This is a genomic window from Streptomyces sp. NBC_01451 (assembly GCF_036227485.1).
Lineage (GTDB): Bacteria > Actinomycetota > Actinomycetes > Streptomycetales > Streptomycetaceae > Streptomyces.
Window position 1 is genome coordinate 4953061 of record NZ_CP109479.1, and the last position, 21969, is coordinate 4975029.

Annotated in this window: 17 protein-coding genes and 1 pseudogene; 7 read left to right on the plus strand and 11 right to left on the minus strand. The window is 69.3% G+C overall.

The genetic code is table 11. The annotated features are described in order from the left end of the window. Nucleotides 1-30 precede the first annotated feature (30 nt). Together OG595_RS21730 and OG595_RS21735 are read right to left on the minus strand one after the other, a co-directional pair. Nucleotides 31-507, minus strand: a complete 477-nt coding sequence (locus tag OG595_RS21730; protein ID WP_329274362.1) for a roadblock/LC7 domain-containing protein — start codon at nucleotides 505-507, stop codon at nucleotides 31-33. Continuing rightward, complete coding sequence (locus OG595_RS21735) at nucleotides 504-3671, minus strand: sensor histidine kinase (protein ID WP_329274365.1); 3168 nt, start codon at nucleotides 3669-3671, stop codon at nucleotides 504-506. Before OG595_RS21735 ends, OG595_RS21730 begins: the two co-directional genes overlap by 4 nt. A gap of 401 nt (nucleotides 3672-4072) precedes the next feature. On the opposite strand from OG595_RS21735, the gene OG595_RS21740 reads away from it, so the two are divergent. Then, nucleotides 4073-5032 carry an ABC transporter substrate-binding protein gene (locus OG595_RS21740; RefSeq protein ID WP_329274367.1) on the plus strand — a complete coding sequence of 320 codons (960 nt, stop codon included), beginning with the start codon at nucleotides 4073-4075 and terminating at the stop codon, nucleotides 5030-5032. A gap of 97 nt (nucleotides 5033-5129) precedes the next feature. Here the strand turns inward: OG595_RS21740 and OG595_RS21745 are convergent, their stop codons facing one another. Both OG595_RS21745 and OG595_RS21750 read right to left on the minus strand, forming a co-directional pair. Next, nucleotides 5130-6602 carry a DUF3500 domain-containing protein gene (locus tag OG595_RS21745; protein WP_329274369.1) on the minus strand — a complete coding sequence of 491 codons (1473 nt, stop codon included), beginning with the start codon at nucleotides 6600-6602 and terminating at the stop codon, nucleotides 5130-5132. A 159-nt stretch (nucleotides 6603-6761) separates the two neighbouring features. After that, a complete protein-coding gene (locus OG595_RS21750; RefSeq protein ID WP_329274371.1) occupies nucleotides 6762-7175 on the minus strand; it encodes an SsgA family sporulation/cell division regulator in 414 nt (137 codons plus the stop codon). Between the two features lie 205 nt (nucleotides 7176-7380). Here OG595_RS21750 and OG595_RS21755 point away from each other — a divergent pair, with 205 nt between their 5' ends. From OG595_RS21755 to OG595_RS21765, 3 genes are all read left to right on the plus strand, one after another. Continuing rightward, the gene (locus OG595_RS21755) at nucleotides 7381-9177 is read left to right on the plus strand and encodes a sigma-70 family RNA polymerase sigma factor (RefSeq protein WP_329274374.1); all 1797 of its coding nucleotides are present in this window, start codon (nucleotides 7381-7383) and stop codon (nucleotides 9175-9177) included. A gap of 189 nt (nucleotides 9178-9366) precedes the next feature. Beyond that, nucleotides 9367-11163, plus strand: a complete 1797-nt coding sequence (locus OG595_RS21760) for a lysyl oxidase family protein (RefSeq protein WP_329274376.1) — start codon at nucleotides 9367-9369, stop codon at nucleotides 11161-11163. Between the two features lie 216 nt (nucleotides 11164-11379). Then, on the plus strand, nucleotides 11380-11679 hold the full coding sequence (locus OG595_RS21765) for a hypothetical protein (protein WP_329274378.1): 300 nt from the start codon (nucleotides 11380-11382) through the stop codon (nucleotides 11677-11679). A gap of 120 nt (nucleotides 11680-11799) precedes the next feature. On the opposite strand, the gene OG595_RS21770 is transcribed toward OG595_RS21765, so the two are convergent. Continuing rightward, on the minus strand, nucleotides 11800-12666 hold the full coding sequence (locus tag OG595_RS21770; protein WP_329274381.1) for a calcium-binding protein: 867 nt from the start codon (nucleotides 12664-12666) through the stop codon (nucleotides 11800-11802). Between the two features lie 321 nt (nucleotides 12667-12987). Here OG595_RS21770 and OG595_RS21775 point away from each other — a divergent pair, with 321 nt between their 5' ends. Next, entirely contained in the window at nucleotides 12988-14553 is a 1566-nt protein-coding gene (locus tag OG595_RS21775) for a carbohydrate-binding protein (RefSeq protein WP_329274383.1), read from the plus strand. A gap of 133 nt (nucleotides 14554-14686) precedes the next feature. Here the strand turns inward: OG595_RS21775 and OG595_RS21780 are convergent, their stop codons facing one another. The 3 genes and pseudogenes from OG595_RS21780 to OG595_RS21790 form a co-directional block, all read right to left on the minus strand. Then, complete coding sequence (locus OG595_RS21780; RefSeq protein ID WP_329274386.1) at nucleotides 14687-15064, minus strand: hypothetical protein; 378 nt, start codon at nucleotides 15062-15064, stop codon at nucleotides 14687-14689. A gap of 201 nt (nucleotides 15065-15265) precedes the next feature. Next, nucleotides 15266-15835: a maleylpyruvate isomerase N-terminal domain-containing protein gene (locus tag OG595_RS21785; protein ID WP_329274389.1), complete on the minus strand. Its 570-nt coding sequence runs from the start codon at nucleotides 15833-15835 to the stop codon at nucleotides 15266-15268. A gap of 127 nt (nucleotides 15836-15962) precedes the next feature. After that, nucleotides 15963-16310, minus strand: a pseudogene (locus OG595_RS21790) (helix-turn-helix domain-containing protein); the annotation flags it as partial. An 819-nt stretch (nucleotides 16311-17129) separates the two neighbouring features. Here OG595_RS21790 and OG595_RS21795 point away from each other — a divergent pair. Further along, on the plus strand, nucleotides 17130-17378 hold the full coding sequence (locus OG595_RS21795; protein ID WP_329274391.1) for a hypothetical protein: 249 nt from the start codon (nucleotides 17130-17132) through the stop codon (nucleotides 17376-17378). A 190-nt stretch (nucleotides 17379-17568) separates the two neighbouring features. Continuing rightward, nucleotides 17569-19110: a LamG domain-containing protein gene (locus OG595_RS21800; RefSeq protein ID WP_329274393.1), complete on the plus strand. Its 1542-nt coding sequence runs from the start codon at nucleotides 17569-17571 to the stop codon at nucleotides 19108-19110. 94 nt (nucleotides 19111-19204) lie between these two features. Here OG595_RS21800 and OG595_RS21805 read toward each other — a convergent pair whose 3' ends face one another. The 3 genes from OG595_RS21805 to OG595_RS21815 form a co-directional block, all read right to left on the minus strand. After that, nucleotides 19205-19549, minus strand: coding sequence for a helix-turn-helix domain-containing protein (locus tag OG595_RS21805; RefSeq protein WP_329274395.1), 345 nt, complete (start codon nucleotides 19547-19549; stop codon nucleotides 19205-19207). Between the two features lie 337 nt (nucleotides 19550-19886). After that, nucleotides 19887-21227, minus strand: a complete 1341-nt coding sequence (locus OG595_RS21810) for an alpha/beta fold hydrolase (RefSeq protein WP_329274397.1) — start codon at nucleotides 21225-21227, stop codon at nucleotides 19887-19889. 184 nt (nucleotides 21228-21411) lie between these two features. Further along, complete coding sequence (locus OG595_RS21815; RefSeq protein WP_329274399.1) at nucleotides 21412-21939, minus strand: hypothetical protein; 528 nt, start codon at nucleotides 21937-21939, stop codon at nucleotides 21412-21414. Nucleotides 21940-21969 lie beyond the last annotated feature (30 nt).

The following is a 21969-nucleotide window of genomic DNA, read 5'->3' on the forward strand; positions in this document are numbered from 1 at the left end:
CTTTCCACAGCTCGCTGCGGTGGCACGCGCTCAGTGCAGACGTGTGGCACCGACGGTGTTCTTCAGTTCCAGGACGAGCTGCGGGTTGAGCGCGGTGCCCGCGCGGTTGGCGAACACCGTCATCTCGTAGGCGATGTTGCCCAACTTGGCCTCCTTGCCGGTGACGACGCCCAGCACCGCGCCGTTGCCGATCGCGGAGACCAGGACATGGCCGCCCTCCAGGTCGATGATGACCTTGTTCAGGCCGCCCAGGCCGTAGTTGCCGGAGGCGCCCGCGGCCAGGCTGGTGATGCCCGAGACGATCGCTGCCAGCCGCTCGGAGTCGGCGTGCTCGCGCAGCGCCGACACGGCGATCAGCAGCCCGTCGGAGGACACCGCGATGGCGTCCACGACCCCTGCGGTCTCGGTGGCGAAACGGTTTAGCAGCCAGGTGAAGTCGTCTGCGGCGGCCCGCAGATCGGTCGGCCTGGCGTCTCCGGCGGGAGTCTCACCTGTCGACGTGCTCACTGCTCGGCTCCTTCCGGAAGGTGGTTCTGGTGGTGCGGGGTGTCCCCGACGGTGATCGGGTCGGAGGACGGGTCGGACGGCTCTGTCCGGTCGGTCCCGTTGGGCGAAACATCGGAACGGTGGTCGTGGCGGGGGTCGTTGCGGCCGGCGGTCAGGTCGTCGGCGGGGCGGAAGTGCTCGCCGGTGTCGCGGTGCGCGCGGGCCACGGCCGCCTCGAACTCCTCCAGCGAGTCGCGCACGGCGTCCGCGTCGGCCGGGCGGGGGGCCTGCCGTGCGGCCTGTTGGGCGCCGGCGTCGGCGGGCGTCCGCAGTGTCGCCCCGCGCACCCGGCGGCGGAGCGGACGGGAACCGTCGGGACCGACGGCGAACGGGTCCGCCCCGGCCTGTGCGGAGACGGGCGCGGCGGCACGGCCGGGCGCGGAGGGTTCCACGCCGTGGTCGGCGGCGCCCCGACCCGTCCCGCGGACGGAGTCACCGGGACCACCTGCCACACCGGCGGCGCCGCTCCCGGGGCCGGCCGGGTAGGCGTACGCCGGCTGCTCAGCCGTACGGGCGGCGGGCCGGTACCCGGCCGACTGGGCGGGCGTCGGCCCGGCCGAGGCGGCGGGGGTGCTGCGTTCCGGCGTACGGGCAGCGGTCCCGGGGCCGTCCTCCGCGCGGGTGTGGAGTGCCGGCTCGGAGGTGCGGGGCGTCGGGATTCCGGCCCCGTCGGGGTGGACGCGGGAGGCGGACCCGGACAGGCCGGCGTCGGCCGCGGAACCCGCGAGGGGAGCGTAACTCCCCTGCTCGGCATCGGTGTCGGCCGTGTGACCGAAGGAGCCGGGCGCGGCCGTACGGCCGATGGGAGCGGTGTCGCCCGCCAGGACGGAGAGACCGGCGGCGTCGCCGGTGTCGGTGTCGGTGTCGGTGTCGGAGGTTGTGGCGGTGTCGCGGGCCGGCGCCCCGGCGTCGTCGGTGTCGGCGGTGGATGCCGAGGGCAGCGGGGCCGGGGTCTGCCGTTCGTCGGGGGTCGTGTCGCGTCGGGGGACCCGACGGGGGAGTGCGGTCGCCTCGTCCTCGGGCGTGGCCCAGGACGGGATCGAGGCCGACGGGGAGGGTCCGGCCGCCGGGGCCGACGGAGCGGCGAGCGCGGCGGCCGGGGCCGGTGCGTCGAGGGAGGCGGGCCGGCCCGCGGGCTCCAGCTCGCTCATCGTGAGGAGCAGCGCCGCCGGGATCAGCACCTCGGCCGTCACGCCACCGCCCGGAGTGCGGGACAGGGTGACGTCGACGTCCCAGCGGCGGGCCAGCGCACCGACCACGAACAGGCCGAGCACCTTCGTCGGGACGACGTCGAGGCGTTCGCGGCGCACGAGACGGGAGTTCTCCTCGGCGAGGCGTGCGGCGCTCATGCCCAGGCCGTGGTCCGTGACGGTGATCGACGTGCTGTCGTGATCGGAGCTGACCACCACCTCGACGGGGCTGTCCTCGGGCGAGAACGACACGGCGTTCTCGAGGAGTTCGGCGATCATCAGGGTCAGGTCGGCGATGATGTCGGGCTCCACCATGGCCTCGGTCGCGGCCCGCAGCCGTACCCGCTGGAAGCCCTCGATCTGGCCCAGCGCGGCACGTACGACGTTGGTGAGCGCGGTCGGCCCGGAGTCCAGGACGGTCTCGCGGATGCCGGCCAGCAGCATCAGGCTGTCGGCGTTGCGGCGCAGGCGGACCGCGATGTGGTCGATGGAGTAGAGGCGTTCGAGCAGCGCCGGGTCGGTCTCGCCGCGCTCCACCGCGTCGATCAGCGCGAGCTGACGGGTCGTCAGGTTGCTGACGCGGCGGCCGACGTTGCCGAACATCTCGGCGACGTTGCGCCGGCTGAGCACCTGGCGCTCCAGCAGTGCCGCCGCGGTGGTCTGCACGTTGTTGAACGCCTCGGCGAGTTTCCCGATCTCGTCGTCCGCGGTGACCGGCAGCCGCCGCAGCCGCGGGGGACCGGACTCCTCGGCGTCGTCGTCGGCGACGCGCGCGAGTTCGCGGCCCGCCACGTCGGCGACCTCCTGGGCGGCTCCGGTCAGCGCCAGCACGGGGCGGACCACGGAGCGGCGGACCAGGATGGAGAAGGCGATCCACAGGGCGAAGCCGAGCAGGGCCAGACTCAGCAGCAGGCCCGCGCGCCACTTGGCGCTGGTGGCGCTGTCGTCGGCACGGTCGGCGATCTGGTCGATGAGCGAGGTGGAGATGTCCAGCCGGGTCCCGGACTGCGCACGGTAGTTGGGGTAGGAGACGATGGACGCCCGCAGCGCCACCTGGATCTCTTTCTTGGACTCGGCCTGCAACGCGCTCGGGTCCACGGCCAGTTCGGCGTACTGCCGGCCGATGGTGGCCTGCCAGGAGTTGTGCTCGATGCCGCCGAACTCGTCGGTCTGCGCGTCGTCGGCGAACCGGGCGAACCGCTCGGCCTGGTAGGTGAACAGCTCGTAGGAGCCGACGGCGCCGGTGAACTCGATGAGCGCGTTGCTGTCGCGGGTGCCCGCGGAGAAGACGCCGGTCTCGTAGGCGCCGTGGGCGGCGTCGGCGCGCAGCAGCGAGTCGAGGAGGTTACCGGTGAAGGTGGTCGCGAGGTCGGCGTTGCGGTCCAGGCCCAGGCCGTCGATGAGTCCGTCGGCCGCCCCCGAGTACGCCGGGTCGATGTTGGTGGCGGGCAGATAGCCCTGCTCGATGGTGGCCCGCAGGCCCGCCAGGCCCTGGACGTCCTTGAGCGCCTGCACCTCGGTGTCCGGCAGCCGGTCGCCGAAGGCGTCGACGACCTTCCGCACCTGGGCGTCCACGGCGGACTGCGCCTGCCGGTAGTTCGCGGTGGAGGGGGCGCCCGCGTCGAACGCCGCTTCGTATCGCACCGAGAGCAGGATCGCCTGCTGGTGCTCGGCCTGCAGATCGGCGACCAGCCGGGCCACCTGGGCGCTGGAGCGCACCAGTTGGGCGGCGTCCTCCGCGCGGTTGGACTCCTGCACCAGGTCGACGATGAGGTACGTCAACAGCAGCGCGATCACCGTCAGCGGGATACCGACGAGTACGTTCAGTTTGCGCTGGAAGGGCCATCGGTCGGCGAACCCCCGCAGGCCCCGGCGCGCGGACGTCTGTGCCGGGGACGGCGACGGGGCGGACGCGTCCACCTCATTCGTGGACACCGGGCCTCCTTCAAGAGGGTGTTGCAGGCGTACGAGCGGGGTTCGCGCGCATGCCGCCTTCTGCACGCACGTGTCCGAATACGAACAATACGTAAGCGGCCCCCGCACACCGCTGTGGCCCCCGCCGACTGCCGTGGCGGACGCCAACTCCGGCGAGACTATCCCTTCTTCGAACGGTCGAGCGGGTCGCCCTAAGTCAAGAATCCATTACGAAGCGGTATGCGGGGGCCTGTTGAGGGCCTCCCGGGGAGTACACAGGTGATCTCCCGATCCATGCACAAGTGATCACTGGTCGAAGTCAATCGGTAACCCGGTTCCCCTTGACTGATCAAGAAGCGCCTGGCTTGGATCAGGCCACAGTGTTTGAGCTCTCATCAACCCCAAAGCCCGGAACGGGAACCGTGACTACCAACGCCCACATCAGCAGGTCCCTCAGGAACCACCCAGGCGCGGCGGCCGTCGCCCTCGCGGCGGTGACAGTCCTGCTGGCGGGATGCTCCTCCTCGTCCGACGACACCTCCGACCCGCTCGCCGGCGACAAGGCGGCCGGTGACACCGTGGTCGTCGGCTCCAACAACTTCGCCGAAAGCATTCTGCTCGCCGACATCTACGGCGAGGCCCTGAAGGCCAAGGGCATCAAGGTGACCTACAAGCCCAACATCGGCAGCCGCGAGACCACTTACGGTCTGCTGAAGAACGGTTCCATCACCGTTCTGCCGGAGTACAACGGCTCGCTGCTGGCCTACCTGGACGCGAAGGCCGCGCAGACCTCGCTCGCGACCGTGAACGCCGCCGCGAAGGCCAAGCTCGACTCCAAGCTCACGCTGCTGGAGTCGTCGCCGGCCGAGGACAAGGACTCCGTCACGGTCAACGCGGCCACCGCGAAGAAGTACGACCTCACCGCGACCTCCACGCTCGCCGACCTCAAGGACGTCGCGCCGGACCTGGTCCTCGGCGGCTCGCCCGAGTTCCAGACCCGCCAGCAGGGCATGGTCGGCCTGGAGTCGGTGTACGGGCTGAAGTTCAAGTCCTTCAAGGCACTCGACGCGGGCGGCCCGCTGACCCAGGCCGCGCTGAAGAAGAACACCGTGCAGGCCGCGGACATCTTCACCACCGACCCGACCATCACCAAGGAGAAGTTCGTCGTCCTCCAGGACCCGGAGAACCTCTTCGGATTCGCGAACGTGACCCCGCTGGTCTACAAGAGCGGGCTCTCGCAGGAGGGCATCGACGCGCTCAACGCCGTCTCGGCCAAGCTCGACACGAAGGCCCTGCTCGACCTGGACTCCCAGGTGCAGCTGGAGAGCAAGGACCCGCTGGACGTGGCCAAGGCCTGGCTGAAGTCGGCCGGTCTGGGCTGACGTTCCGCCCGCAGAGGTACGAGGGCCGCACCCGTGGACACGGGTGCGGCCCTCGCCATGACGGAGAGACCTCGGAACGGAGCGCGTGCGCCCCGCCTCAGTGGTGGTGCGGCGACGTCAGGTAGTGCTGCCTGAGGAGCTCCCTCCCGTAGTCGTTGCCGTTCGGGGTGCGGAGGATCGAGTGGACGTGCTTCTGTGTCGCGCCGCTCCCCTGTGTGGCGCCGTACGCGCCCGCCAGCGGGCCCGGGGCCTGGCAGTCGACCTCGATCCAGATGACGGGGCTGTGGACGCGGACGTAGAAGGCGGCGTCGTCGGCGGTGCCGCCGGCCCAGGTGACGTAGGTGTCGGAGAGGTGCCTGCTCACCTCGGACAGCGTCACCTTCGCCGTGTCGGCCTTCGCGCGGCCGACGAAGGCCTGGACGATGCCGAGCAGCTTCTTCTTCTGGGCGGCGTCGAGCGCGTTGCCGCGCAGACCCGTGTACGCCTGGACCGTGTTGTCCGAGAACGCGCCCGCTTTCATCGACTCGTTGGACTTGGTCGCCGACTCGATGGCGACCGACCGCTGTGCTGCCGTGAGGGAGTTGATGAAGGCGAGGCTCGCCACGACCTCCTCGTGGCAGACCGTCACCGTCTCCCCGTCGATCTCCATGGACGTCGGCTCCGAGCCCCAGAAGCAGGGGCTCATGACGACCTGGCTGCCCAGGACGAAGTAGTTGATCACCAGGTGGTGGCCGTCGAACTGGAAGCCCCAGGGCTCGGTGGCGGACGGGGTGCCCATCACCGTCCAGTAGTAGGCGTCCTCGTTGAAGGCGGTCGTGTTGTTGATCGCCTCGCCGGCCGCCTGGTTGATTCTGCGGATCTTCTCCGTCGTCTCCAGACCGTCCGCACTCAGGGCCGCCTTCAACAGGGCCGTTCCCAGCGCCGTCTGAGTACCCGTCAGATCGGCCAGGGGCACGCCCTGCCGCTCGTAGGAGTGGATGTTGCTCCACAGCCGCCACTCCGTGGAGTGGACGGTGAACTGCGTCGACGACTTCTGGGTGTCGGTCAGCCCGGCCACCTCGCCCCGGTCCAGCGGCACCCGCGAGAGCAGGTCGAACTCCTTCGCCGTGAGCGGGACACGGACCCCGCCGCGCTGCACCTCGCGCGTCTTCTCGCCCAGTACGAGATCGCCGAGCACCCGTACCGACTCGTCCTCGGCCGCCTCCTCCGCGCCGCACCGGCGCAGCAGTCCGCGCAGCCGCAGCATGACCTCTTCGAGGGAGAAGGGCTTGGTGACGTAGTCGTCCGCGCCCGCCGACAGGCCGTCGATGCGGTGTTCGAGGGCGTCCCGGGCGGTGAGCATCAGCACCGGCAGTCCGGCGTGCTCCTGCCGCAGGTTGCGCAGTACCTGGAGTCCGTCCACGTCGGGCAGCATCCCGTCCAGCACGACGGCATGCGGGGCGCAGCCGCGCGCGATCCGCAGCGCACTGTGCCCGTCCGCCGCGACGAACGGCTGCCAGCCCGCTCCGGCCACGGCCACGGCCACGGCCAGCAACTCGGTGAGCTCCGGCTCGTCGTCGACGATCAGCACACGAACGGCGCCTTCGGGGGTCGTGCCTCTGGGAGCCACGCCTTGGAGGCCACGCCTTTGGGGGTGTCAGGGGTGCCGACCATGCGCCGAGCATTCCTGAGGAAACTGTGGGTCCGCTGTACGCGAACCGAGTGGCCGCCCGTACCGGGTGCGGGCGGTTCAGACCCCGCCGAGCAGCAGGGCGAGCCCCTGTTCGACCATCGGCCCCAGATCCTCCAAGCCCGGCGCCACAACCCCGTACGAGCGATGGAGGAAACGCTGGAGCTGCGCCGTACGGAACCGGACCACGGCCAGCCCGTACGGCGAGTGGAGTTCCACGACCGTGCGCGTCGGTCCGCACGGCCACAGGTGGACCTCGCCGATCCCCGCCGGGTTCTCCAGTCCGTCTTCCAGGAGCGTCCGGGAGAAGGTCCAGCTCACCCCTTCCCCGTCGACCGAGACCTCGACGGGGAAGTCGATGTGGACGGCCAGCGGGTCGACGGACTCGTAGCGCAGGGTGACCACGAGCGGCAGCTCCTGGTAACCGGGGGTTATGAGCCGGGCGCGCGCGGACTGCTCCAGGGTTCTGTACATGATCGTCTTCCCGTCGGGGTGAGGCGTTGGGCCAGTTGTGCCGAGCTGCCTTCTCGACCTCCGGTGGCGCCCTGGCATTACGCCGATACGGGAGTTACCCCATGTGACGTGCGTCACCTTCTGTAATTACTTGAGTTTTTTGTCATCTAGCCTTACAAACTCATCCCACATGCCCCATCCGCAGGTAACTGGAGCGTTCCTGCCCATGATTGACAACACCGCCTCCGCGACCGACGCGTATGCCCGCATCTACGAGGAGCAGCAACCGCGTCTCGTCGCGTACGCACGTTCGCTCACCAAGAGCAGTTGGGCCGCGGAGGACCTGGTCGCCGAGGCGCACTTCCGTGTGTGGCGGCGCCTGTCCGCGGGGCACGAGATCGACAACGTGCCCGCGTACCTGATGACGACGGTCCGGCACCTGGCGGCCACCGTGGGCAGCATCTCGGCGCGCGAGACCCCGCAGGATCCGCAGGACAGGCCGGAACGCGGTGAACGGGTCGTCTCCCAGGGCCGTCACGTGGACGACCCGGCCGAACAGGTCTCCTCGGTCGACCTGTTGGTTCGGGTACTGGGCCAACTCCCCGACCGCTGGGTCAAGGCGCTGTGGCTCGCGGAGGCGGAGGGCCAGCCCCTGGCGGCGATCGGCCCCCAGATCGGCACCGGCACGAAGGAGGGCGCCACCGCGGTACTCCTGCACCGCGCCCGCGAGGGCATGCGCCAGGCCTTCCTGCGCGAGCAGCCCGGCGTCCCCGACAACACGGCGTGCGAGCCGTACTGGGTCCGCATGCCCGCGTACGTACGCGGCACCGCGACCCGCCGCCAGTCCGACCAGATCCTCACCCACACGGACACCTGCGACGACTGCCGCCACCGACTCGCTTTGCTGATGCGCACGAACGACCGACTGCCCGCGCTCGTCGGCCCGGCCCTGCTGGTGCTTCTGGTGGGCGGCACGGGGAAGTACCTGCTGTCGCTCGCGGCGTCGTCCGTCGGCGCGTCCGTCGGCACGTCGGCCGCGACGTCCTCCGCTGCGGCCGGGCACGGCGGAGGGGCTGTGCTGCACGCGGTACACGCGGTACGGCATGCCGTGACCGGTGGCGCGAAGATGCCCAAGGCGCTCGCGCTGAGCACGGGGGCGGCGGCAGCGGCCGTCGCGATCACCATCGCGCTCACCTCTCCGCAGGTCCAACTCCAGGAACGGTCCCGCGTCCCGCTGGCGGGCACGCCGGTGGCACCGGTGGCGGAGGTACCGGTGCCGACGCCCGTACCGCTGAAGGCGAGCCCGGCGACCGCGCCGGAACGGGCGCCGGCTGGGGTACGGGTCGCTTCGGTGGTCACGGTGACTCGGGGAAGCGGGGCTGGTGCTAGTGCTGGTACTGGTGTTGGTTCCGGCTCAGGTGCGGATCCGGGTCCGGGTACGGGGAATGGCGCGGGTGCGGGTACGGCCGTGTCGCCTGTTTCACCTGTGCCTGCTCCCGGTGCGCCGGTCGAGCCCGGGCCCTCGGTCGAGGAACCTCCGGTCGAGCCCGAGCCTCCGGTGGTGGAGCCTCCGGTGGTGGAGCCTCCGGTGGTGGAGCCTCCGGTGGTGGAGCCTCCGGTCGAGGAACCTCCGGTGGTGGAGCCTCCGGTCGAGGAACCTCCGGTGGTGGAGCCTCCGGTTGTGGAACCCCCGGTCGAGGAACCGGCGCCTCCGGTGAGTGAGACGCCTGGGGTGTCTGTGCCACCCGAGGAGCCTGAGGAGCCTGAGGTGCCTGTTGCTCCGGAACCGCCCGCTGTGGAACCACCGGTTGTGGAGCCCCCGGTGGTGGAACCTCCTGTCGTGGAGACGCCTGACCCGCCGGTTTACGAGCCTCCCGCGCCTCCGGTGGAGCCTGTGTCGGACCCCGCCCCTGTTCCTGTGCCCGTACCTGACCCGGAGCCGGATCCGGAGCCGGTGGCTCCAACTCCCTCGGATCCAGGTCCCGTTGAGGAGAGTCCGGTTCCCGACCCCGGGGGCTGCTGATCGGGCGGCCGGACCGCTTTCGGTTGAATTTTTCCTCGCCGAGCAACCCGGACACGGCTTCCCCTGTCTCACAGGTTGCTCACAGGTCCGGCCTGGACGCGTTGGGGTGCGTCCGTACGTATGTCGGCCGGTCGTGGGCTGTGTCCAGTCCGATGCCACTTGACCATGGCACTGGCAGACGAGGAACCGATGACCACTCAGCAGAACAGCACCACCAGCAGTAACACCAACACCAGCACCAGCACCAGGACCGGGAACAGCAACAGCAAGAACAACCGCGTAAGGCACTCGGCGCTCGCCGTGGGGGCCGCGCTGGCCGTCGTCGTGTCGGTGGCCGGAGCGGCGCCCGGGGCGGGTACGGCGAGTGCGGCGCCCACGAAGCCGAAGCTCAGGCTTCTGGCCGCGACGGACTCCGTGACGGCCGAACGCTGGGAGGGGGAACCCGGCGTCTACCTGGACCTCGCCACGTACGTCACGGTGGACGACGTACCGCTGGAGTTCAAGGTGACCCGGAAGTCGTACAAGGATCCGGTGATCGCCGAGCAGATCATCCGCAAGGGCGGCAGGGCGACGGCGAAGAGACTGCCGCCCGGGACGGTGAAGGACTTCTCGGGCCTGCCCGGCTTCCTGGAGGTGTCGTTCAGGAACGCGGCCGGACAGGAAGTGGCCAAGAACAAGGGCACGTTCTGCCCGAACAACGCCTCCGGACGCATCCGCCCGGACGCCCCGGCGACCTCGCACTTCCCGGAGGGCTGCTCCGGCAACCCGTTCACACTGGGCGGGGTGTGGGGGGTGGAGAAGGGCTGGGCCACCAACGCGAGTTCGATCGACTACACGCGGCCGGTGGACCTGCCGGTGGGCGAGTACACGGCCAAGGTGTCGGTCGCCAAGAAGTACCGCGACCTGTTCGGCATCCCCAATGACCAGCCGACCATCAAGGTGTCGGTACTGAAGGCGAGCGAGGGCGGCGAGGGCGGTGGCGGCGGAGTGGGCCTGGCCGCGCGATCCGCCGCCCACCAAGGAGGAGGACACGGGGCCCATGAGGCTCACGGGGCTCATGGTGGCCACGCGGCTCACGGAGCCCAGCCCTCCGCCCCGCTCGCCTCCCACCACTACGGTCCGCGCGGCGCGGACATGCCCACCCTGCCCGCCTTCCCCAACGCGCTCGTGGACCGGGGCAAGGCACATCACCTGGGCGACGGCCCGGGCCACACCGACGGTTCGCGGGTCGCGCCCCCGCTGAAGGCCGCCGCCCAGCGGCCCACGGGCAGGGCGGGCGTTCCGGCCAACGTGCCCAAGCCCGACCTGCGTTCACTCCCGGCGTGGGACATCGCTGTCACGGACGGCGAGGACGGTGACGTACCCGGCAAGGACTACCTGGCGTTCAGCGCGAACGTCTGGAACGCCGGGCCGGCCCCGCTGGTCGTGGACGGCTTCCGCAAACCGGGCAAGGCACTGATGGACGCCTACCAGTACTTCTACGACGCGAACGGCAAGCAGGTCGGGTACGCACCCACCGGCACGATGGAGTGGGACCCCCGGGTCGGCCACGAACACTGGCACTTCACGGACTTCGCGAGCTACCGCCTGCTGAGCGCCGACCAGACCAAGGAGGTGCGCAGCGGCAAGGAGGCGTTCTGCCTGGCCAACACCGACGCGATCGACCAGACGGTGAAGAACGCCAACTGGCATCCCTTCAACACCGACCTGTCGACGGCGTGCGGCCAGAAGAACTCCCTCTCGGTGCGTGAGGTCCTGGACGTCGGCTCCGGTGACACCTACACCCAGTACCGTCCGGGCCAGTCCTTCGACATCACCGGTCTCCCGAACGGCACGTACTACATCCAGGTCATCGCCAACCCGGAGAAGCGCCTCCAGGAGACCAACCTCAACAACAACGTCGCCCTGCGCAAGGTGATCCTCGGCGGCACCCAGGGCGCGCGGACGGTGAAGGTACCGCCGCACGACCTGATCGACGTGAAGTAGTGAGGTAACCGACCGGTTCCGGCCGCGCGCCGCACCTCCGACGGGGTAGTGGGGGAGAACAACCCCCTCGGAGGTGCAGCCACCTACACCCTCGGTCCGGTAGGCCGCTCCATGTTTCCGGCACCCGGGAAACGGCATCGTTGACCCCGACGAACCGAAGCCCGGAGAACCGGGGCGAGTCCAACGGTTCACCGCCCCGGCCCGGAAGGAACTCCCATGAACGCCAACGCCATGCTGACCTCGAAGCCGAGCACCACGACGGCCGCCACGACGACCTCCCTGGCCGGCGCCCGGACCGACGCCCCCTCCGAGAGCGACCTCACCTCGCTGCTCAAGGCCTGGGACCAGGCACACCCGACCGCCGCATCCGCATCGGCCGCAACCGCTGCTGCTGTCACCGTCGCGGACCGGAGTCGGGGCCTCGACCTGGACCTGGACTGGCGTCACGTCCTGGACGAGATCGCCCACCCCCACACCACCCAGGCCTTCCACCGCCTGGCCGAGGCAGCGGCTTGATCCCGTACGTCCGACCAGACCGACCCCGACACCAGAGGCCCCAAGAGATCCGGGGCCTCTGGTGTGTGCGCACCGGGCCGACTCAGCCCTGTGACGTGCTACGACCGTCGGGACTGACCGTCAGTCCTGACGTACGACGTCCGTGCCCGGGCCACCCGAGAGGACGTCCCTGCCGGCACCGCCGTACAGCTTGTCGTTGCCGCTGTTGCCCCAGATGTAGTCGACGCCGGCGTTGCCGTACAGGACGTCGTTGCCCTTGTCGCCGGAAATGTGGTCGTTGCCGGCGCCGCCGTAGATCGTGTCGTTGCCGTCGTCACCGCGCAGGTCCTCGGCCCCCGCGGTACCGCGGATCACATCGTTGCCCTTGCCGCCCTGCGCGGTCCCGTTGGAGGAGGTGAGGGTGTCGTTGCCGTCGCCGCCGGCCGTGAGCAACGAGTTCCCTCCGAGGATGGTGTCGTCGCCTGCCTCACCGTCCACGAAGTTGCCGCCGACGTCGCCCCGGGCGGTCAGCTTGTCCTTGCCCGCGCCGAGGATGAACGCAGTGGTGAGGTAGGTTTCGTTGCTCTTGTTGGTGAAGTCGACCACGTCATTGCCGTTGCCGAGGTACATCCGCATGATCTGGTACGGGCTCTGGCTCTCCTCGGTGACGACGGTGCACGCGACCTTCGTGTGGTCGGCCGCGCTGGGGTAGACGCACCCGCGTCCGACACTGATCGGAACGACGTCGTCGACAACGAAGGTGATGTCCGTGGCGTTGGCGTTGGACTCGGTGACGGTCGCCTTGTTGGTCTGGCCGGCGGCGGCCGTGTAGCTCATCTCCCGGCCGTTGGAGCTGACTTCGGCCTTGGCGGACGCCGTCGCGGCACCGGCGGTCCCAGCCAGCGAGAGCGGAACGGCCGCCAGTCCGGCGCCGAGGGCGAGCGTGAGCGCCAGTGCCGATGCCGATGTGATGCGGGTCGAACGACGGTTGGTGGGGGAAGAGGGCATGCGCGTAACCTCCAGGGTCACATGGGCACTTGGGCGGTTCGGGCCGGTTCGGAATGTGTTCAGAACTCGGTGACGCCCTGTGAGACGGCCGAACTGCGCCGCGGGTTGTAGGTCCTCCCCCAAGCCGACGGCCAAGCATTCGGGCACACGGAGCGACCGAACGCCCTGCCCGCTGTCCACTCATGTGAACAACGATCAAGTACGCGACTATTGACGTGTTCAGGACCACCCCTCTAACTTCCGAGAGAAAGCGCTTTCCAACCCGGTCCGGTCCGGCAGCTGTTCCACCTGATCCAACCGCCCTGGAGATGGAGAACCACGATGCAACTGAGACCCGTCATGGCGTGCGTCAGCCTGCTGGCAGGCACCCTCGTCGCGCTCTCCGGCACCACGGCACAGGCCGCGACCACACGCTACGAGGCCGAGACCTCACCGGCGGTCTGCACCGGCACCATCGACTCCGACTGGACCGGCTACTCCGGCAGCGGATTCTGCAACGGCACCAACTCCGCAGGCTCGTATGCCCAGTTCACCGTATCCGCACCCGCATCGGGCACGGCGACACTGAGCGTCCGCTTCGCCAACGGCACCACCACCGCCCGTACCGTGAGCGTCATCGTGAACGGCACGACGGTCACCACGGCGACCTTCGAGGGCACCAGCACCTGGACGGGCTGGACGACGAAGACCCTGACCGTGCCGGTGGTCGCGGGCAGCAACACCGTCCGCCTCAACCCGACGACCGCCGCAGGCCTCCCCAACATCGACTACCTCGACGCGAACGTCCCGGACGGCACCACCACGCCACCGCCGACGGCCTCCGCGCTGTACGTGTCCCCGTCCGGTACGGACAGCGCGGCGGGCACGTCATCGGCGCCGACCACTCTCACCTCGGCGATCAGCCGCATCACCGCGGGCGGGACGATCTACGTAAGGGGAGGCACGTACAACTACGCCTCCACGGTCACGATCCCGGTCGGCAACAACGGCACGGCCTCCGCCCGCACCACGCTGTCCGCCTACCCGGGCGAGACCCCGGTCCTCAACTTCTCGGCGCAGACGGAGAGTTCGTCCAACCGGGGCCTCCAACTGAACGCCAACTACTGGTACATCAAGGGCCTGGTCGTCGAACGGGCCGGTGACAACGGCATCTACGTCGGCGGCAGCAACAACGTCGTCGAGCGCACGGTGACCCGCTTCAACCGCGACACGGGCCTCCAGCTGGGCCGCATCGCCTCCACCACCCCGGCCGCCGACTGGCCGGCCAACAACCTGATCCTGAGCGCCGAGTCCCACGACAACGCCGACTCGGACGGCGAGGACGCCGACGGCTTCGCGGCCAAGCTCACCACCGGCTCCGGCAACGTCTTCCGCTACGCGGTCTCGCACAACAACATCGACGACGGCTGGGACCTCTACACCAAGACGGACACAGGTCCCATCGGCCCGGTGACGATCGAGGACTCCCTCTCCTACAGCAACGGCACTCTCACCGACGGCTCCCAGGCCGGCAACGGCGACCGCAACGGCTACAAGCTCGGCGGCGACGACATCGCCGTCAACCACATCGTCCGCCGCAGCATCGCCTACAAGAACGGCAAACACGGCTTCACCTGGAACAGCAACCCCGGCACGATGACGGTGTCGGACAACGTCAGCATCGACAACACGGAACGCAACTTCAACTTCGACGGCGGCACATCGGTGTTCCGCACGAACACGTCATGCCGCAGCGCCAGCGGCACCAACGACCGGATCATCGGCGACTCCGACACGACGAACCAGTTCTGGTCTGGCACGAACGGCTCCCGCTGCTCGTCGTACGCGGGCGCCCTGCACTGGTCGTTCGCCACGGACGGGCGGCTGGTGGTGACGTTCGGCGGGTAGGGGGTCCCGCCTCTTCCCGTCTCTCGCCGCCTCTTCCCGTCTCTCGCACAAGGCCGGGTGGCATGGCCACACCTCCGGACACCCCCAGGTCGCTGACCTGGGGGTGTCCGGCTGAACATCGGCCGTACCGGCGTCAGTCGGGCACTCTCGGCCGATCGGTGACGTGGAACTCCATCCACTCGATGCCCGGGACACTGAAGCGCGCACCGGTGTTGGCGGCGGCGATGCCCTCGAACTCGTGGTGGACGCCCGATCCTTGATCGCCGAGGCTCCACGGCGTCGCGACCTTCCACGCACTCTGGAGAACGGCCATCAGCGCCTGCTCCGGAGTGGGGCACCCGAGCGGGGAGACCAGCCGCAACACGGCGAGCTCGGGGAACTTGCAGTACCGCTCGTAGCTCTCGATCAAAACGGGCCGATCCAGCCGAGCCGCAAGACGCCCGACCACCCGCTCGGCGGCACGTCGGTCGTTCGCGTGTACGTGACAGCGCCAACGGATCGTCTCGAACATGGCGGAAACCATACGGGTCGGGCGGACACCTCGCAGGCGACTCCGCCGACGTGGCATCGGGTGCCGCCCCGGCACCGGAGTGGTAGCAGCCGACTTCGCCTCAACGACGTGAACGACGCTGAACAGGACGGAAAATGACACCGCCGACGGACCCGGGCTCGCCAGTGCTGTGACCGGGAGGGTTCGCCGGGGTCGGCTCGATCAGTCCGAGCGTGCGGCTTCCCACCTCCATGAGGTTTGGCGGGGAAGACCGTCGAGCTCGCCGCGGCCGGTGCACCAGAGGAGTACCCGAGCGGGGTCTCCGGGCGGGGCGGCGGGGAAGAGTCGGTCGAGTACGGCTGCGCTCAGCGGTGCTGGTGGCAGCCAGTGCACGGACAGTCCCTGGGTGATGTCGTGGGTGTGCAGCAGGGTTTCGGCGACGCCCATCGCCGCGAACCCCTCGGGGTCGCACGGGCCCCAGTGCCAGGCCCTCAGAGTCGGGCTGGCTGTTGCCAGGGCGCTGCTGAGCAGCCCGCCGCAGGCGGTGACGGCATGGAGTACTTCGGCCGGTGAGGCGGTGGGTCGGACGTTCAGGTCGATGGGAAGGTAGGCGTCGGCGGGCTGTGCTGCCAGCTGCCCTGCGTAGGCCAGCAGGTCGTGGCCGATGTGGGCTGCTGTTTGCCAGCAGGTCCATTCGAGCGGCCCCGCCGGCACCGTCCAGTCCTCGGCGGTGTGGGGGCAGAGCACCCGCAGCATCTCCGCCACGGCGGTGTCGACGTCCTGATGGTCCATGCAGAGTTCCTCGCGGTCCGTGTTGTGGGAGTGGGTTGTGCCGGTTGTCGATTCTTCACGCCGCAGGGCATCTGGCACGTCCGCCCCAGCGGATGCCTCTGACCCGGCCGTGTACGCGGCGCAGTTAGGCGGCGAGTTTGCGGATCGACCAGAGAGCGGACGGCTGACCGGGCTTGTTGCGGCGGTCGGTGGCCATCTGGATGACGAAGTCCTCGTCGTCAGGGGTGGGCAGGCAGGGGCGCCCCCGCACATCGAGGGTCCGGACGGGCCGGGCCGATCTCGTTGAACCGGTGGATCACCTCCCGGACGGTGTCCTCGTCTCCCTGGACCTGCTGGGCGATCGCCGGGACGCGGTCTCCGCCGTCGGACGCCAGCAACAACTCGCCTGCCGGTAGCGCACCGAGTCGGTACTTCCCCGGCGCACGATCTGCTGCGGCTGCTGCCCTTCCTGATCGGTAGGTCCGCGCACCCGCACAGAGGTCGGGCACAACACCTCCAGCGGTCGAAACCGACGTCGCCGCCCATCCAACCGCCCCGGCAACCAACCCGGCGCGCGTTCCCGGTCACCTCCTGGAACTGACCCTCTCCTGCTCGCAGTTCCCGTGAACGCGACGCCCGAAGCCGGATTGGCGGGTGCCGTGCCGTTCTGGTCACCGCCACGGGAACGCGGCAGTGGGCGAGGCCGTCTCCACAACTGGAGTACTGAATCGGTTGCAGCCGTTTCAGTGCCCGTGGGGCCGTTCCTTCGGGGCGGGTCGGGTCACAGAGTTCGAGCGGATGAGACCGCGGTCCGGACTTGTACGGCACCTGGAGTCCCTGCCGTGGCCCTACCCGGAAAGCGTGCAGGTCCTGATCCACGACCAGGACGACGAATGCTTCGGCCTCTGGATGATCCATGACGGCAAGCTGGTGGAGGTGTCTCCCGCGCACGCGGCGGTTCCATCAACCGGCCCCGCCCACCGACGAGTTCCCGCCGGACCCGGGGTATCTGCTCCGGACGGACCGGCACTCTGAGCTGCCTGAGAGACCCCGAGTGACCGCAGGGATCCGCGGCCGGCCTGGTGGTACCGCGAAGCCTGGCAGTGTCGCGACCTGCCGACCCAGGTCCGCGCCCGCCGGGCTCTCCGCACCTCGGTCCATGTCTTCCAGCCTTACGATCCCAGGCACGCGGCAGCGCAGGTTCTGGTGACCGGCCGCATGCTTGTCGGGTCGATCACGAACCCCCCTGCCCCGGAGGAGTGCCTGGATGGAAGGCAAGGCGGTTGGCGATGTGGGACGTTGAACGGGTGAGGGCATGAGGGAGAGTTCTTACGCGAAAGAAGTCATAGGACCTGATGACGTCACCTTCTCCCATGTGTGGCTCACCGGCGGATTTCTGCTCTTCGGGATCGTCGCGGTGGCCTACAACGCCTGGTGTCTCAAGAAGTCCCCTGAGCGCAGCTTCAGGCAGGGGTGCGTATTCGTGTGCTGCGCCGTCATGTACCTGGGCCTGACCCTGTATGTCTCTGTTTGGGTCTTGGTCCACGCCATCGACAACGGCTAGACGATCTCCAAGTCGGTACGGATGTCTCCCGGGCGGGTGCAGGACAGGAGTTCTGCCTGGCGGGGCAACGGGTATGTTGTTTGACTGGCCTCCGACAAGACTGAATCCATCGGTGCTCCGTTGGATCATGCGAGGCGGGGGTGGGGTCATGGAACGGGATCTGATGCGCCGTGCGGTGTCCGGAACGAGGATGACGGCCTTACTGAGCGCGGCACTTCTGGCGTTCGGGGGCGCCGCGCCGCAGGTGGCGTCGGCCGACTCGGGCGCTCCGGCGAGTGCGGTGGCGGTGTCCGAGGAGCCGGTCGCGATCGGGAAATGGCACTTCGACGAGTCTGGCGGGGTGGCTATGGATTCCTCCACCGCGGTCGAGGCGGACCAGGACAACGCGACCCTGTCGGCCTCCGGCGCCTCCCGGGACGACCGTGGCCGGCGAGGTCTGATCACCAGGGACGGCATCGGTGCCGAACTGCCGAATCCGGTCACGGACACCGCGCTGACGCTGGACGGTTCGGCCGGTTACGCTGAAACCGCCGGACCTGTGGTCGACACGCAGGCCTCGTACACCGTGTCGGCGTGGGCTCGTATCGCAGCGGCGCCGACTCATGACTACGCGGTTGTCTCGCAGGTCGGTACCGACGCCACCGCCTCCGGGTTCTCGCTGCACTACTCGGCGGAGTACAAGGGCTGGGTCTTCGACCGGCACTGGCGGGACGCGGCCGGCGCCTCCCACATCGTCAGCTCATACGCCGAGCGGACCTCGATCCCGTTCGGTGTGTGGACGTATGTGGCCGGGGCGTACGACGCGGACGCCCGCACCATCCAGCTCTACGTCAACGGCCTCGCCCAGGGGGAGCCGGTCACGCTCGACACCGGCCTGCCGACGGCTGCCGACGGTCCCTTCATGATGGGGCGGACGCTCTACACCCCCGGTGACCACACCGACTACTTCGGCGGCCAGATCGACGAGGTGCACGCCTGGACACGCAGGCTGGACGACGACGAGGTCAAGTTGGACGCGCGTCTGCTGCTGGACAACGGCTACGAGGCGACCGAACTCGTGGCCGCGTGGAATGCCGCCGGAGCGTCCGGTAGCAGTCTGGCCGACACCGCGTCCGGATACGGCCGTTCACTGGACCTGTCGGGCGGAGCCTCGCTGGACGGGGATGCGCTCGTCCTGGACGGGGTCGACGGCGCGGCCACCGCGTCCGGCCCTCTGGTGGACGAGACCGGTTCCTTCACGGTCATGACCAGCGTGAGCCTGGACAGTGCGGCCCTTGCCGACAAGCCCATCGGGCACATCGCGCAGGTGCTCGGCCAGAGCGCCCCCGACGGCTCCGCCTGGGGCTTCTGGTACCAGCTGTCCGGAACGGAGTACAACCCCGAGACAGACACCGAAACGAAGGTCGGCATCTGGAAGTTCGGCCGGATCAACGCCGACGGGACCTTCACCGGAGCGAAGTCCGACGAGGTGTCCGTCCCCGACGACAACCCGGTGCGGATGACCGGCGTGTACGACGCCCCGTCGGGCGCTGTCATCTTCTACCTCGGTGTCAACCAGCAGGGCACCGAGTACACGTACCCCGCGATCGTCGGGACCGGGGACTTCGCCGTCGGCAAGGGGCGTGTCGGTTCCGGCTGGGGTCACTATCTGCGCGGTTCCGTCACGGACGTTCGGATCTGGGCAGGCGCCATGCGCAACGCGAACCAGATAGCGGACGTCGGCGGCAGCTGAGATCCGGTCATCCGGCTTTCGGGCGGCGGGAGTTCACCGTCGCCCGAAAGCTCCCTGAGAGGGAACCGTGCCCGAGTGGCCGCGAGTGTGCCCGTCAGGAGCCGTCGTCCCACCGCCGCGTCCGACTCGCGTACTGCGCAGGCGATATCCCCACCGCCCCCGTGAAGTCCCGTATGAATTGCCCCTGGTTGGCGTACCCGAGTTCGGTGGCCAGGGCCGACCAGTCCTGGGGAGTCGTGGCCGCGCGGGACGCCGCCTCCTGGATCCGGGTGCGGCGGATGACCCACTTGGGGCCGATGCCGACGTATTCCGCGAAGAGGCGCTGGAGTTGGCGAGTGCTCAGGTCGGCGTGGGCGGCGAGTTGGGAGACCCTGAGGAGTGACGGGTCCGTCGTGATGGTGTCGACCAGGGCCGCCACCTCGTCGATGTTCCCGTGCATGGAGGGTGTGGTCGCGGAGGGAGCCGGGGCCACGGCTCGCAGGAACGTGGCCGGACATCGCCGTCACCGTCTACGACCACGCATGAGACCGCCTCCCACACCTTGGGGGTGGTGGTCGTTCCCCGCGCGGGGGCGTGAACTCCGCGCCGAGTCCTGGTTGCCCGGCGTCGACCAGCCCCGTAGGGCACGGATCCTTGACCAGGTTCACGGCGACGAGGACCTCGCTCCGGACTCGCCCGTGCGCCGACCGGAACAGACACCGGCCGAGCTCACCGCGTGAACGGGGTGAGCTCGGCCGGTCTCAAGTCGCCGCCGACAACGGCAGCCGCTCACCCGCTCAGGGCAGGAACGGCAGCACCCCGCAGTTCGATGTCGCGGCCTTCCCCGACAGGCGGTCCGTGAGCCAGCTCACCGCGCTGCCCTGGTCCGAGAGGAGCGGGGTGAAGTGGTTCAGGAGTGGGCTGATCACATCCGGAAGGATCACCGGCCTGTACGTGACGTTCGCGCCCTTCGCGCACCAGTCCGCGGCCAGGCTGCGGGCCTGGGCATGCGGAACCAGGTTGTCGCTGACGCCTGTTGCTATGCGGATCGGGCTCGATGGTTCGAGGGTGCCGATGCGCTGGCTGTTCAGGAAGGTCTGGAGGGCCGGTGTGGACGCGATGATGTCGGAGATGGACTTGCCGTCCGTCGTCCACTTGGTGCTCTTCGCGTAGCCGTAGCCGAGCAGCGCGTCCCCCACGCACATCGTCGACAGGTCGGTCATCGCCGCCTTGCCCGTCGCGTTCAGGTGGGCTTCCGCCAGCGGTTTCAGCTTCGGGTCCGACTGGAGGAAGCCGTTGAGCGACCAGGCCAGCGCGCCCGCCAGTTCGCTTCCGTCGATCGCCTTCGTGACCGCGGTCAGGTCGGCCGGCGGGGCGCCCGAGTAGGTGCCGGCGAGGGTGATGTCGGGGGCGTACGAAGGCTGGAGTTCCGCTGCCGCCGCCGTCGCTCCGCCGCCCTGGCTGTAGCCGAACAGGCCCACCCGGGAGGCCGACGTGACCGACGTGCCGGGGAGGGAGCGGGCGGCGCGTACCGCGTCCAGTACCGCGTGGGCCTCGTCGAGACGGTTGACGTACGTGTGGAGGCGGTCCGTCGCTCCCAGGCCGGCGTAGTCCGTGACGACGACCGCGGCGCCGGTCGCGAGGAGGCGGTAGATCGCCACGTCCTCGTAACCGACCGACACCGTACGGCCGTTGAGAGACAGGGGGTTCTCCAGGCCGAGGGACGCGGCGCACTGGTCGCCCTGGCCCATCGTGCCCGGGGCCACCGCGACGAGGGGGCGTGGGCCGCCGCCCTTCCAGGCCGCCGTCGGTTCGATGTACGCGCCGGTGACCGCGACGGGGGCGCCGTTCGAGTCCGTGGACTTGTACATCAGGCGGGTCGCCCGGCCCGGGAGGGGGCCGTCGAGGGTGGGGAGGGAGACGGCGAGGGGGAGGGGTTCGGTACGGATCACCGCGCCGTCGGTGGTGGGGAGCGTGGTCGGTGGCGTGTAGAACGCCGGGATCTCCACGCCTCGGGACACGACCGTCTCCGTGGCGGAGGCGTCCGATGCGGTGGCTGTTGCGTACGAGAGCGCCTGGGCGCCCAGACAAGTCGCAGCGGTGACAGCTGCGGCCAGGAGCCGTCTGCGTGCGGGCATGGCGAACCTCCTGTGGAGCGGGGGGGCAGGAAGGATGCGTGAGAAACCCGGGAGAGGAGGTGGGGCTGCCTCTCCTTACTGAGTGGTTCGCCAGGACCGTACCTACTGGTCGGTTACTTCGGGTAGCAGTCGGGAGATTACGGTTGAGTAACTTGACTCACTGTCTAATTGGGGGAACGGGACGTCACTGGTTACAGCCAGTTGTCACCGGTGTGAACTTCAGAGGATCGAGCCGGTCCGCGGCGGCGGCCTCGTTGTAGGTCGCCCGGGTGACCTGGTACCAGACGGCGTCCCTGGAGGTGTCGCCGTCGACGTCGTTCAGGCTTACGCACCAGCGTTCCTGACGGACCACCCGGGTGTACGTCTCGGTACCGCTGCGGACTTTCCCGCACTTCTGGTAGTGCTCGGTGGAGTACCAGGTGCGCGTCTTCTTCGAGGTGCCCGAGCCCGTACGTGCCGTGTGCTTGACCTGCCTGGTCGCCGACGCGCACTTCTTGACCAGGTGCGGACGGGTGGCCCTGACCGTCTTGGCGGCGACGTGACGCACGGTGTCGCGGAGCCCGTGAACGGTGGGCGTCACCGGCGCCCTCTCCTGGACCTCACCACCGCCGGCATCGCCGTCCTGCGGGCCGCCGCCGCTCCCGCACGCGCCGAGCGCGGCCATGAGAACCACCGTGAATCCGGTCAGTATCAGACGCCTCTTGCTGAACATGTCTCTTTTTCCGCCCGTCTTCTGTCTCAA

Coding starts and splice junctions, on each gene's coding strand:
- OG595_RS21750 (WP_329274371.1), bottom strand. CDS start 7,175: ATGTACAGAACCCTGGAGCAGTCCGCGCGCGCCCGGCTCATAACCCCC.
- OG595_RS21755 (WP_329274374.1), top strand. CDS start 7,381: ATGATTGACAACACCGCCTCCGCGACCGACGCGTATGCCCGCATCTAC.
- OG595_RS21760 (WP_329274376.1), top strand. CDS start 9,367: ATGACCACTCAGCAGAACAGCACCACCAGCAGTAACACCAACACCAGC.
- OG595_RS21765 (WP_329274378.1), top strand. CDS start 11,380: ATGAACGCCAACGCCATGCTGACCTCGAAGCCGAGCACCACGACGGCC.
- OG595_RS21770 (WP_329274381.1), bottom strand. CDS start 12,666: ATGCCCTCTTCCCCCACCAACCGTCGTTCGACCCGCATCACATCGGCA.
- OG595_RS21775 (WP_329274383.1), top strand. CDS start 12,988: ATGCAACTGAGACCCGTCATGGCGTGCGTCAGCCTGCTGGCAGGCACC.
- OG595_RS21780 (WP_329274386.1), bottom strand. CDS start 15,064: ATGTTCGAGACGATCCGTTGGCGCTGTCACGTACACGCGAACGACCGA.
- OG595_RS21785 (WP_329274389.1), bottom strand. CDS start 15,835: ATGGACCATCAGGACGTCGACACCGCCGTGGCGGAGATGCTGCGGGTG.
- OG595_RS21795 (WP_329274391.1), top strand. CDS start 17,130: ATGAGGGAGAGTTCTTACGCGAAAGAAGTCATAGGACCTGATGACGTC.
- OG595_RS21800 (WP_329274393.1), top strand. CDS start 17,569: ATGACGGCCTTACTGAGCGCGGCACTTCTGGCGTTCGGGGGCGCCGCG.
- OG595_RS21805 (WP_329274395.1), bottom strand. CDS start 19,549: ATGCACGGGAACATCGACGAGGTGGCGGCCCTGGTCGACACCATCACG.
- OG595_RS21810 (WP_329274397.1), bottom strand. CDS start 21,227: ATGCCCGCACGCAGACGGCTCCTGGCCGCAGCTGTCACCGCTGCGACT.
- OG595_RS21815 (WP_329274399.1), bottom strand. CDS start 21,939: ATGTTCAGCAAGAGGCGTCTGATACTGACCGGATTCACGGTGGTTCTC.